This is a genomic window from Pseudoalteromonas aurantia 208, from assembly GCF_014858725.1.
GTDB classification, from domain to species: domain Bacteria; phylum Pseudomonadota; class Gammaproteobacteria; order Enterobacterales; family Alteromonadaceae; genus Pseudoalteromonas; species Pseudoalteromonas aurantia.
This window is the reverse complement of sequence record NZ_AQGV01000015.1, coordinates 1,203,682-1,215,154: the sequence shown is the minus strand read 5'-3', so window position 1 is coordinate 1,215,154 and position 11,473 is coordinate 1,203,682. Positions and strand designations below refer to the sequence as shown.

General features: G+C 40.6%; 10 protein-coding genes. 3 read left to right on the top strand and 7 right to left on the bottom strand.

Going from position 1 to position 11,473, the window contains the following annotated elements:
- Window positions 1–167 precede the first annotated feature (167 nt).
- Window positions 168–1,481 (bottom strand): DEAD/DEAH box helicase, encoded by a 1,314-nt coding sequence (locus PAUR_RS23315; RefSeq protein WP_192510103.1) that lies wholly within the window; start codon window positions 1,479–1,481, stop codon window positions 168–170.
- A gap of 56 nt (window positions 1,482–1,537) precedes the next feature.
- Window positions 1,538–2,452, bottom strand: a complete 915-nt coding sequence (dapA, locus tag PAUR_RS23310) for a 4-hydroxy-tetrahydrodipicolinate synthase (protein WP_192510102.1) — start codon at window positions 2,450–2,452, stop codon at window positions 1,538–1,540.
- 149 nt (window positions 2,453–2,601) lie between these two features.
- Between dapA and PAUR_RS23305 the strand changes: the two genes are divergently transcribed.
- Window positions 2,602–3,255, top strand: coding sequence for a DUF6058 family natural product biosynthesis protein (locus PAUR_RS23305; RefSeq protein ID WP_192510101.1), 654 nt, complete (start codon window positions 2,602–2,604; stop codon window positions 3,253–3,255).
- Window positions 3,256–3,275: 20 nt separating this feature from the next.
- On the opposite strand, the gene PAUR_RS23300 is transcribed toward PAUR_RS23305, so the two are convergent.
- Window positions 3,276–3,533: a hypothetical protein gene (locus tag PAUR_RS23300; RefSeq protein WP_404821726.1), complete on the bottom strand. Its 258-nt coding sequence runs from the start codon at window positions 3,531–3,533 to the stop codon at window positions 3,276–3,278.
- Window positions 3,534–3,726: 193 nt separating this feature from the next.
- Between PAUR_RS23300 and PAUR_RS23295 the strand changes: the two genes are divergently transcribed.
- Together PAUR_RS23295 and ykgO are read left to right on the top strand one after the other, a co-directional pair.
- Window positions 3,727–3,978: a type B 50S ribosomal protein L31 gene (locus PAUR_RS23295; RefSeq protein WP_010361845.1), complete on the top strand. Its 252-nt coding sequence runs from the start codon at window positions 3,727–3,729 to the stop codon at window positions 3,976–3,978.
- 10 nt (window positions 3,979–3,988) lie between these two features.
- Complete coding sequence (gene ykgO, locus PAUR_RS23290; RefSeq protein ID WP_010361844.1) at window positions 3,989–4,129, top strand: type B 50S ribosomal protein L36; 141 nt, start codon at window positions 3,989–3,991, stop codon at window positions 4,127–4,129.
- Window positions 4,130–4,315: 186 nt separating this feature from the next.
- Here ykgO and PAUR_RS23285 read toward each other — a convergent pair whose 3' ends face one another.
- The 4 genes from PAUR_RS23285 to PAUR_RS23270 form a co-directional block, all read right to left on the bottom strand.
- Window positions 4,316–6,400, bottom strand: coding sequence for a basic secretory protein-like protein (locus tag PAUR_RS23285; RefSeq protein ID WP_192510100.1), 2,085 nt, complete (start codon window positions 6,398–6,400; stop codon window positions 4,316–4,318).
- A 13-nt stretch (window positions 6,401–6,413) separates the two neighbouring features.
- Window positions 6,414–9,239 carry a TonB-dependent receptor domain-containing protein gene (locus PAUR_RS23280; RefSeq protein WP_192510099.1) on the bottom strand — a complete coding sequence of 942 codons (2,826 nt, stop codon included), beginning with the start codon at window positions 9,237–9,239 and terminating at the stop codon, window positions 6,414–6,416.
- A gap of 140 nt (window positions 9,240–9,379) precedes the next feature.
- Complete coding sequence (locus tag PAUR_RS23275; RefSeq protein WP_192510098.1) at window positions 9,380–10,837, bottom strand: basic secretory family protein; 1,458 nt, start codon at window positions 10,835–10,837, stop codon at window positions 9,380–9,382.
- Between the two features lie 181 nt (window positions 10,838–11,018).
- Window positions 11,019–11,405: a cytochrome b562 gene (locus tag PAUR_RS23270; protein WP_192510097.1), complete on the bottom strand. Its 387-nt coding sequence runs from the start codon at window positions 11,403–11,405 to the stop codon at window positions 11,019–11,021.
- Between the last annotated feature and the right edge of the window lie 68 nt (window positions 11,406–11,473).

The window sequence follows — 11,473 nt, the reverse complement described above, 5'->3', positions numbered from 1 at the left end:
TTAACTTTCCCAATCACCGAGCCAGTCACACAATCAAAACTGATTACCAGCGTCGACCTAAAATCAGTTTACCTATAACTTAGGCGGTTTATTTTCAGTCAAAAACACTATTGGACATAAAAATAGCGGACTAAGCCGCTATTTAATTTAATTAACTAGTTCTGACATTACTTCTCGAGACCTAGCTTAGTGCCTTTAACTTGCTTTCGTACATTTGCAATACGCGAACGGTTTTTAGCACGTGCTTCACCACTGGCTTGATTACTTGGCCTATTGCTGCGCGGCTGACGACGTTGGTGCGATTGCTTTTTGCTGAGCTTTTTAATCAAATTGTCGCGATTACTGACTTCGTAGCCCGGTAAGTAATAACGTTTAATTTGTTGCTCAATAAGCTCTTCAATATGAACCAATACTTGCTCTTCTTCGCGTGCAACAAAAGAAATTGCCTGTCCTTCATTGCCAGCACGACCCGTCCGACCAATGCGGTGTACGTAATCTTCTGCTAAATAAGGTAGGTCGTAGTTAACCACTCTCGGCAATCCTTCAATATCAATCCCACGCGCAGCAACTTCAGTTGCAACCAATACGCGCACTTTACCTTCTTTAAATTCACGCAGTGCACGTCGGCGCGCCCCTTGGGTTTTATCACCATGGCATACAATTGCCGGGATCCCATCAAGCATCAATTCATTCACCAAATCATCCGCAACGTCTTTCATATTGACGAAGACTAATACTTGCTGCCAATTTTTCTTACCTATAAGCTCTGATAACAATTCTTGCTTTCTAGATTGCTCTACCGGATACACAACGTGTCGAACCGTGTCAGCCGTTGTATTTTCTGGTGTTACTTGCACATATTTAGGGTGTCTCAGTACCGACCCAGCAAATTGCTTCATTGCCGGCGGGAAGGTCGCTGAAAACAGTAATATTTGTTTGTCAGCATGGGTTAAATCGATGACTTGCTGAATGTCGGTGATGAACCCCATATCGAGCATGCGGTCGGCTTCATCTAACACCAAATGCTGAACATTGGCTAAGCTGATATTACCCAAGCGAATGTGGTCAAGTAAGCGTCCAGGCGTCGCAACAACAATGTCTACGCCAAGTGCAAGCTTATCAGCTTGACCCGTTGTATTTACTCCACCAAAAAGTGATACCGTTTTAATATCAGTATATTGTGTAAACTCGTCGCAGTTTCGGCCGATCTGTTCAGCCAGCTCCCGTGTTGGTGCCAAGATAAGAGCACGCGGCGATTTAGTGGTAGCTTGCTGTGCACACTGAGATTCAAGTAACTTTTGGATAATAGGGAGTGCAAATGCAGCTGTTTTGCCCGTGCCAGTTTGCGCTGTCGCGAGTACATCATGCCCTTTTCGCACAACCGGAATAGCGGCTTGTTGTATTGGGGTTAAGGTAAGAAAGTTTATTTCGTCTAGTGCCTGAAGCAACAATGGAGAAAAACTAAAAGATTTAAAATTCATGAAAAAACCTGCGACCAATACTTAAGGGCCGCAGATTATACGTTATTTGTTGCGCCCTAACAAAGTTTTAATAGGGTTTCGTCTATGATATTTGCTTTACCCCCGACAACATCCGTTTCGTTGAGTGCATTAATAAGCTCAACGCCCTGGCGCTGCTGCACACTATTCAATGGGACGTAAGGTAAGCGAAATACCGGTTTCACTGCGCCCGTCATAATTAATGCGCTATTTATCGCAATCGGGTTCGGCTCGCAAAACAACCAGTTCATCAATGGCGTTAACTGCTGATTTAACTCAGGTTTTTTTCGGTCCATCAAATCACGAAACAAGCCAGGGATCAGGTTTGAAGTGACCGAGATCACGCCATGTGATTGATATAAATGCCGACCATCATGGGCTTCATCATCATTACCTGACCAACATGCAATTCCTTGAGATTCATAATGGCCGATGCGCTCATTACCACCGCACTCTTTTACACCAATAAAGTTTTTATGCTTTGCTAGCGGTTCAATAATATCTGGCGTTAAATCTTGCCCAGTTCTACCTGGTACATTGTAAACAAACGCAGGCCCTAACTCTAGTAATCGTTCGAAGTGTAATTTTACACCCTCAATTGAAGTGCGTCCGTAATACGGATTTATCTGCAATGCTGCATCCATACCAGATGCAAAACCATATTCTGTTGCTTTTATTGCTTCGCGAGTATTATTACTGCCAGTATTACCCACAATCACTAATTTATCTGCAAACTTGTTTACACTATGGGCAATAAGCATTAAATGCTCTTCCCAATTCATTAGCTGGCCTTCGCCCGTGGTACCACCGACAATAATACCGTCAACACCCGCATTTATTTGCGTTTCGACCAAACGGTCATATGCGTCTAAATCAATTTCACCATTCATGGTATACGGCGTTTTAATTGCGGTGATTAAGCTTGCTTGTTTAATTGTTTGTATTGTTCGCATTTGGTTTTTTTGGCGTTGTATCATTTGGGCTATGTTTTACCATAAATAGTGGCAATATCCGAGTACTTCACGATGCAAAATAGTACTTGAATTATTAAATTTAATCATCCACAATAAAAACACTGTATATTTATCCAGTTTATTTTATTATGAGCTTACTTAGCCACCTAAATACCTATTTTTATAGTGTTGATGAATTGTGTCAAACGCTGAAAATTTCTGAAGATACATTATTTGAATGGCAGCAAAAAGGGTTATTCCCAAAACCATCATATAGTATTCAAAACCACATTAAATGTAGTTCATACCTTGGGCTATATGAATGTGAGGAGTTTACAGACTTTTACCCACGTGGTTGCGTTCAATGGGGCCAAGATTTAGCTAAACATACAGTACAAAGTTCATCACAAGCTTATGAGTTATATTATCAACAGTATTTACAGACATTAAGTAAGTGCCAACAGCAAGGGCTTGCTTGCCATGACCCTCGGTTTAGCGATGACTTAGACGAACAAATACAAAGTAGCTGGCAACAATATTTATGCAGCAAATACGGCGCGATTAGTCAAAACGGGCTAATAGAAGAAATCGTTTACATTGAGCTTGGCAGAGCAATTGTTGATGAATTAACCGATGAACGCTCAGCCTCAAGTATTGACGTAGCGATACGCCCACAGTTACTTAAGGCTATAAAACTGCTAAACCGTGCGATTAGTCATCAAGCCAAACACGAGCAAAATCTATCTTTGCGTGAGCGATACATTAACGCTTTAGTGGTTAAATATGACCTCAGCGTCAAGTAGCTCGGTGTATTTGACTGCTGCTATGCCTGCTCATAATGAGCTCGCATTACTTCAAATGCTTTTAATACAGCCAGTTGCTCTTTACACAGTGCGTCATACCATGTATCAAATTTCTCATCGTCATCTTGCTCGCTCAGCACTTGGTACTGTGACAGCAACTCTATAATGTCGGTATGTGTGCAGCTTAAACTGTCGAGTTGTTCACTCAATGCGGAGTGATCTTTATTTTTCAAAGTTGCAATAACAGTGTTATCCAACTGCTCATTGTCCTGCATCATAAGTGTTCCCTTTTCTTGTTGTTTTACTAGTTATAACAGGCTGAAAAGGAATTGGTACCCCCAAAGAGCTTGATTGCGCAACATTCACGCGATCTCTGTAGATAAATTTATAATTACTTTTAATTGTTGCAATCAATTCTTATTTAAAATACCATTCGTTACATTATAACAAAACATTATTTACGGAGTTTTTATGAAGCCTGGGATCCACCCTGATTACCAACAAGTTGCTTTTCACGATACCGCAGCTGATAGCTACTTTGTTGTAGGCTCAACAATCAAAACTGACAGAACTATTGAGTTGGAAGGTGTCACTTACCCTTATGTACCAATTGATGTTTCAAGTGAATCACATCCATTTTATACCGGTAAGCAAAAAGCCGTTGCCAGTGATGGACGTGTTGCTCAATTCAATAGAAGGTTTAAAAACTTAAGTACAAAGTAACGGAGGATTTATGAAAGTACTTAGCTCGCTAAAAAGTGCAAAGAACCGCCCTGGGTGCCAAGTGGTAAAAAGACGCGGTCGTGTGTTTGTAATTTGCAAAACTAACCCTCGCTTTAAAGCAGTTCAAGGTAAAGGCGGCTCTAAGAAATAATGAGGCCATCTTAACAAAGCAAAACCTCTACCAACGCGGTAGAGGTTTTTCTAGTTATAACAGCTAACCTGCAACGGCGCATTTTTAATGGTAAGTTAGCATAGAATATTAATTCACCTCCCTTACCAATAAATCTAACACGTTAAACAACAGCCAATCATTGAGGTCATGCTACCGAGTGTGCTTTTATTCTTTTATGAGTAACGCAATTTCACCAATTTGCACCAACCTTCCTTCATCCCCTCCAATCTGATCTCCTGTTCGTTCATTATAAAAATCAAATCGAACTTGTGTGTAACTGTCTGGCGTTTGTACATCAAAGGTATAGGTTGTGCTCAACTGTGGTAACTCCGAAAAATTTTGTGTATCTATTAATTTCCATGTTATGCCATCATGAGAGCCGTACACATCCCACCGACTCGGAAACCGAATTTCATTGTCTTTCGCTGTTGCAATTGAGTACTTCTCAACCATTTTTGCTTCTGGCAAGATAAAATCTGCATAGACACTGCTCACATCGGCGATTGGTAATAAAGACGCAGCATACTCTGCAACCCACCAAGGTGCTTCTATTAGCGCATTAAACTTATTATTAATGTTATTATCTATCAACTTATCAGGGCCCTCATCCCAAATACCAATGTGCGTAGCGTTAGTCGTTACTAAGACGCCCTCTTCAATTGATATATTTTGGTAACCCTCTACTGGCGTGGTAAATGGTGCCATGATCCCTTTCTCATCACTTAAGTACTGAATATATTCACTAAACACAGTGTCTATGCCTCGAGCTTCACCGAATATGTGTTTAAATGCCAAATCAAAGCTCCACTCATCGAGTATTTTTGCACTGGCATTAAACTGTTTGATAAAGTCAATATTGCGATGGCTTTTAACCACCCACTCTAAAAAGAATGATGTTTGATTATAAGCGTCTTCATTGTAGTCTTTTACCCACGTAATGTTGGCTCGAGCATGCTCATAAAAACCGGCTTCAATGCGAATAAAATTGGCCAAAGATTCTAAGTATGTATGGTAATCGGTACCGGTTATATACTGCCCAGTCTTCGGGCTGTTATTGTAACCATGCGTCAGCTCATGCCACAGTACCCCTAATATTTCTTCCCGCAACGCGTCATCACCTTGACTTTCTAAGTTTGCTATATGGTTCAAGTCAAACATCAGTTCCATATGCTTATCTGACCCTCCTTTTGCTGCTGGGAAGTCATATTCATCAGTAATAAAAGTAACGGATTCGAATGTATTAATTTGTGTCACATTGTCAAAAAGTCGCTTGGCAATTTTAAGAGAAATATCTTGTATCACTGACTCTAAATCCGGCATTACTCGCTCAAGGGCCACTTGACCTGGGTGTGTAGGCTGTTTTCTCTCAAACGTGACACTTGGATTTTCAAACCCTTTCCAAGGCTCATTTTCATCCCATACACGTATGTAGTCTTCCTTTATAAGTGTTGACTCTCCTTTGTCATTTGCAGCAACCAAAGTAACCGATTTTGCACCAAGCGATGAAAACTTCACCAAGGGCGATTTTTCATTACTCGTTTCGGGCGTTCCTCCTTCAAATGTCCATTTCCAACTCGTTGGGTTGACTAATGATTCATCTTTGAATACCACTAATTCATCCATAGCTGGGGTCGTGTTAGTCGCTATAAATTCAACCAATGGTACATCTGACACCACCATTAATTGTATTTCAGCTAGTTGTAATATGTTGCTGCCATAGCTATCAGTACCACCATGCACCATTTCAAATTTAAAATGCTGATATTCAACGCCTGCTTCGATGACAAAGGAGCGAGTCAAACCACGAAATTCAAATGCCTCATTTGAGCGAGAGTCTATTTCAACCCATTCAGATTTGTCATTAGACCCAAACACCACCCAATTCATCGGGTCACGTTTAGGTTCATCATTTGCAGAAATAAAATTGTACCCTTTTAATTCAAAGGGTTTCACAGACGAAAATACAATGGTGGCTTTGCCATCAAACGCCAAATATTTGGTCGCGCTATTGCCATCAATTAAATTCGTTACTTGCTCTCCTGCTGGAGACGCGTTTACACCCTCTTGCAAGAATGCTTCAATTGTTGACCCAGCGTCTTGAGCCATATTACGCTGAGCTGCTTCAACCACTGCACTTGACAATTCAGACGTGTCATTCTTTAACGTAGGAGTAAACCCTGATCCATCGTTACACCCGGTTAATACTGTGCATATTGCAAACATAACCGCTGGATATTTAAAATTAAACATAACTTGCACCTTATTAGAATTGGTAGGTTAAACGAAGGCTGAATTCACGCCCGATGCTGTCGTAACGACCGCCATGATAAAATGGATAACTACTGAACGTTTCATCTTGTGGCGGCATTGCATTTAATAAGTTTTTAACCGTAAATATCAGTCGAGTTTCATCATTAATATGTTGACCAAGGGTTAAGTTGTGCTTTATCCAAGCGGGTAACTTTTGACGTTCTCCATATTCAGCGTTATTCCACATTTTCCCTTTGTACAGCATCAACCAACTCACAGAAGTGTCACCTTGTTCCCACGTGGTCGCAAAAGAGCCAAGTTCTTTAAAGTCACGATTATCTTGATCATTTAAAATATCAACAAGCGGGTCTTCCGCTTTTATACGCTCTTTTTTCTTAATCACTCTGTTGTAATCTGCCTTGTAGCGGAACGTTCCAAAATCGGTATCAAAAAAGCCTCTAATCCCTAAATCAATTCCTGCATCCTGTCGCTCAGCGGCATTAATGTAACCCTCTTGAATCGTATGGGGCGTATATGCTAACCCAGCGATGCCATTACCTAACCTATCTACTCCTTTGCCATGTTCATCGTAGCGTTTAACTCGGTTGCGCATGTTATTACACAAACTCGAATCTGCTTTTTCACCGCCATTTTCGCACAACCACAATTTGTCTAAGATATACGTTGCATCAAGTTTTTTGATCTTATTTTCAATTTTAATCGAATAAAAATCGATGTTAAACGACAGTTCGTCTGAATATTCATACACTACACCCGCGGTAAATGAACTTCCCGTTTCCTCCTCTAAGGTTAAATCTCCTGCCGACAATGTTTCAAAATCAGCTTTCAGACGACTAATATTATTACTCGTTAAGTCTAAATCACCGGTAGCACACGTATGCGCAAGTGCTTGTGTATTATAGCCACCAGCTTGCTGTGTATTTATGAGCGTACGACAAGCATCAGCCGTGATCCGATCGTTTGATGAACCAAAATTACCGCTAAACCCTTGATACAATGACGACATATCTGGGCCTCTAAACGTTGTGCCAAAGGCACTTCTAATCACAATCTGCTCTGAGGGTTTGTAGGTTAAACCTAATTGCGATGTCATTGCCCCACCAACTTGGCTCGCATCATCGTAATAGTCATAACGCACCGCCGCTTCAGCACTCAGCTCTTGCGCAATAGGCACTAAAAACTCAAATGCCGCGGCATATCTGTCACGCTCTCCGTCTGTCACAACGCCAGTTAAACCAACAAATTGTTTATTCAGGATACGACTGTCGGGTGTTGCTCTAGTGCCCTCTCTCATTAACTCTATGTAAGCAGAAAACTGTAGTGGTCCCGCAGGTAACTCAAATAAATCCCCCGATAGATCCGCAGTGATGGTGTCATTAAACGAATTACCATCATAGGTTGACCAATCCATTAACTCGCTGACACTGTCAGCCGTTACACCACCAAACCACAATTTATAGTTCGGACGATAAACCGCCATACCATCCACTTCACCGAGTTTAGGACCTTTGAGTCGTTTATTTCCTTCAACAGTGTGAGACAAATATCGGTCTGCAAAATCATAGTTTGCGTGGCTGTAACCAACAGAGTAATAAAACCCCGCGACTTCTCCGCGTAGACCAAAATTAAATGACAAAGACTCGTCATTAAAAATACGTCCTAGGCCATCATCGGTGTATTCATCATCAGAGAGGACTCGCCACATGTACTTAACTGGCGCGCCATAGCCGCCATCTTTATTTTCGATGTCGGGATCCCAAAAGTTACCACCATGAATTGAATCTAAATGCCCCCATAGAAAAGGGTTTCGACGGCCCTTTTTGTCTTGTTGGATATAAAACCCATTAGCAAACAAACTCATAGACTCTGACAGAGCATATTCCGAATTCAGGTAAATACTGTAAGTTTCACTTTCATTTCTCAGTAATTTATCGCCAGTTTCATCCCAGCCACAACTTGGACCATAGCCATTACGGCTGACAAAATGTTGAATCGCTGACGGATGCGGATTATCATCAGTATTACAAAATTGCTTCGAATATTGGTTTCTATATTCCGTGTTTTCTGCCCAGACTGTAATTGAGCGGTTCACTTCTTTATTCGCATCAGGATCAGGGTTATCCCATACACTGTCGTGAAAAGGTCGGTCTCCTGACAGCAATGCATCTTCTTTTTTGTATTCGAGTGCATAGTCAAACGTTAACTTGTCGCTTTTTGTTCCGCCGACAAACGTCAGCGATTTTTTGTCCCCTTTTCCATAGGTGTCTTGACCAAATTTGGCATCAATAAAATGCCCATCTATGCCTTTTTTGGTGATAATATTTACCACACCCGCCATCGCGTCAGAGCCATAAATAGCGGATGCACCACCGGTTTGAATGTCAATCCTCTCCACCATCGCGGTCGGGATCATATCTAAATTAACAAAGTTAGTTTGACCACCAAAAGGCATGGGGTAATAGGCCAATCGCTTACCATTAACGAGTATAAGCGTATACTCTGGGCCTAAACCTCTTAAATTTAGCTCTTTCGCACCAGGCGTATAAGAACCTGTTTCAACTTCCCCTAGTACTGCCCCCCCAGCAGCAACTGAACCCATAAGTGCATCGTATACTGAGTCAAAACCATTTCTCACCATATCTGATGAGCTAATACTATGGACATTGATTGCCCCTTCAACATCGACTCGCTTTATTCGAGACGACGTGACTTCTACTCGCTCAATTGTGTTAACACCATTGACTTCAGATGCCATACTTGAAGCAGCCATAGTCATCGCTATTGCAATTGGCGATAATCGACCTAAATTATTATTCATATTCAACCCATTGATTATTATTTTAAGTTAGAACGTTCCAATTAAATGTTAAATAAAGTAAGAATCGAATTAAATTCTCTAAATAAAACAAAAAGGAACGTTCCAATTATTAGCACTGTTTAATTTCCTGTCAATGTATTTTATTCAATAATCGTCAATTGACTTCTGAGATGAGATTGATATTTAGCCCACAATTGTTCAATATTTTCTTGCGTTACAACATGAATTGCCTTCTCAAAACTCCACTCATTCAGTTCTATCGCCGTTTGATTAAACCGGTACGTAAAGTCTGGATATTGAGGTGCAAGCCAATGTAAAAAGAATCCTGTATTGGTATAGCCCCCCAAGTAACTTTCTGATAATTTTGGTTTTCGGGTTTTGTGATAACCAGCTTGAATACGAATTAAATCAGCTACTCCCTCAATAAAAGCATGAGCTTGGGGATCATCGTAGCCTATTGATTTAGGAAAATGTTGATACCCATGCGTCAATTCATGCCACAACACACCAAGTAATTCATACTTAACGACCTCATCAGGTTTATTGGCTAGACGCTCAGTGATATATTTAGAGCTAAATGCAATCTCCATATTGCTATCATCTCCTGCACGATAAGCAATAGTATCCATCCATTTTAAAGTGAAAGTAACTTGCTCGAAGTCGGGTAATTCTACAAAATTCTTGTAGAGCAATGGTGCAAGCTCTCTTGTCACCCGATCAATTGTGCGCTTAATATCAGGAAATAATCGAAGTAACCGTTTCGCACCTTCTGACTCACCGTCTTCAATAACAACTTTTACTTCAGGCGTTTCGTAACCTAGCCATGGGTGTGATTTATCGAGTACCTTAATGGCATTTCGTTGAACTACCCGACTCTCACCATAAATGTTTTTACTAATCAGCGTAACCGAATAGCGGCCAGGTTTGGAAAAGTACGCTTTTGCTTTATTGCCATGGGAGAATATTTTAGCACCAGGTACCAACCAATTTAGTGTTGCTGGCGTATTTTGAACCTTACCAACAATGTCGACAGGCTGATTAATTAAAGTTGTTGGTGCTTCTATTTCAAATTGTGCAACAGGTAAATTTGTTGGCGCGAACAGACTGAAGTCAGCCAACTGTAAATAGCTGTCCCCCCACGCTGTCGTGCCTTGCTGCGCCATATCTAACTTGAAAAATGTAAATTTACCGGGGTTTGTTACGACAAACCGCTTTACCTGCGTACGTTTTGCAAAATTAATATTGTCGCGAGAATCTAACGTTTGCCAAACCTTAGCGTCATTTGACCCATACAAGGTCCATTGCTTTGGGTCCCTCTCAGGTGCATCTGCTGCTGAAGTTAAGCTATACTCCAAAACCTGTTGCTTGTTATCGAACGCTAAAGAAACCCAGCTACGCGCGTGCTTTGAAATAAACTTACTACGTAGCGATACATCAAACAGTTGCTCAACCCCTTCGTTTTCTATGAATGTTTCATACTGTGTGGCGGTCGTAAACGGACTTTGCTCCGTTATGTCATATAATACGGTGTCTTTTGCAACCGTATGATTTGCTATACTCCCCGCTAACGCGGTCACTACAATAAACTTGCACTGCATTCTTTATCTCCTAGTAAAGTAAAAACAACATTATTGGATCGTTCCTAATGCAAAGCAAGCTTTAATTAATAAGAGGCTCTAGTCAAAAAAGTGATTGAAAAATACACTCGTTCTAATTTCTTATCCAAAAGTTCTATACATAGTTCAATGTGGATAATTCACCGTTAATATATGACTAAAATTAACCAAATAACAGTTGCCAAATACTGGGAGGCTCATGCAGCTTATGATATTCTTTTCTATAGCTATCAACTCTTTCTAAGGCCTTTTTGGCACGTTTAATATCATCATTTTCAGCGTACTTTTTCGCGACGGAAATGACGCTAAGCACTTTTTCTAACCCCTCAATTGATTGCTTTTGCAGATCTGGTTTAAATTGATCTTTTTGAATATTTGATATCAAGGTAGCCATTGCTTCCAATGACATTAATAAATCGACTTTATTCTCTGCGTGCATAACTTTTTTGTAGCTCAAGCCAATATTTTTCATATCAACTGATAGTTCACTTGATTGTTGTGCACTCACTGATAAAGAAATTACACTGATGAGTAATAGTATTTTATACATAACGCCCCCATAATAGACAGACTGTATTATACCTGCTATCACGCATTAAAAGAATGCATTTGCCGTGT

Bases quoted from the DNA above. Each gene is read 5' to 3' on its own strand.
- PAUR_RS23315 (WP_192510103.1), bottom strand. From the start codon at position 1,481: ATGAATTTTAAATCTTTTAGTTTTTCTCCATTGTTGCTTCAGGCACTA.
- dapA (WP_192510102.1), bottom strand. From the start codon at position 2,452: ATGCGAACAATACAAACAATTAAACAAGCAAGCTTAATCACCGCAATT.
- PAUR_RS23305 (WP_192510101.1), top strand. From the start codon at position 2,602: ATGAGCTTACTTAGCCACCTAAATACCTATTTTTATAGTGTTGATGAA.
- PAUR_RS23300 (WP_404821726.1), bottom strand. From the start codon at position 3,533: ATGATGCAGGACAATGAGCAGTTGGATAACACTGTTATTGCAACTTTG.
- PAUR_RS23295 (WP_010361845.1), top strand. From the start codon at position 3,727: ATGAAGCCTGGGATCCACCCTGATTACCAACAAGTTGCTTTTCACGAT.
- ykgO (WP_010361844.1), top strand. From the start codon at position 3,989: ATGAAAGTACTTAGCTCGCTAAAAAGTGCAAAGAACCGCCCTGGGTGC.
- PAUR_RS23285 (WP_192510100.1), bottom strand. From the start codon at position 6,400: ATGTTTAATTTTAAATATCCAGCGGTTATGTTTGCAATATGCACAGTA.
- PAUR_RS23280 (WP_192510099.1), bottom strand. From the start codon at position 9,239: ATGAATAATAATTTAGGTCGATTATCGCCAATTGCAATAGCGATGACT.
- PAUR_RS23275 (WP_192510098.1), bottom strand. From the start codon at position 10,837: ATGCAGTGCAAGTTTATTGTAGTGACCGCGTTAGCGGGGAGTATAGCA.
- PAUR_RS23270 (WP_192510097.1), bottom strand. From the start codon at position 11,405: ATGTATAAAATACTATTACTCATCAGTGTAATTTCTTTATCAGTGAGT.